Annotated in this window: 1 protein-coding gene; it reads right to left on the bottom strand. The window is 54.6% G+C overall.

The window, feature by feature from the left end; all coding sequences use genetic code 11:
• The coding region (locus K9U40_RS24440) for a GTP-binding protein (protein WP_282892624.1) at positions 1 to 381 on the bottom strand (381 nt) is incomplete at its 3' end.
• Between the last annotated feature and the right edge of the window lie 13 nt (positions 382 to 394).

Genomic DNA, 394 nt, shown 5'->3' with positions numbered 1-394 from the left:
GTTGTAATCGAGCTGAGAAATCTGCATCTGGAACGGACCGTCAAGGTCAACGTCCGGCGCAGGAACGTGGTCAACAATCGCCTGGTACAGCGGGGTCTTGTCTTCCGCCATATCTTCGTGGTCCAGACCCGCGATACCGTTCAGCGCAGAAGCGTAAACGATCGGGAAGTCCAGCTGCTCGTCGGTCGCGTCGAGGTTAACGAACAGATCGAATACCTGATCCACAACCCAATCAGGACGCGCGCCAGGGCGGTCAACTTTGTTGATAACAACAATCGGCTTCAGGCCGTAAGCAAACGCTTTTTTGGTTACGAAGCGCGTTTGCGGCATCGGGCCGTCAAATGCGTCAACCACCAGCAGCACTGAGTCTACCATGGACATTACACGTTCAACT

The organism is Xanthobacter autotrophicus (assembly GCF_030015065.1).
GTDB lineage: Bacteria > Pseudomonadota > Alphaproteobacteria > Rhizobiales > Xanthobacteraceae > Xanthobacter > Xanthobacter autotrophicus_D.
Note: the sequence above shows the minus strand (reverse complement) of the source record. Positions and strands in the feature narration are given on the sequence as shown.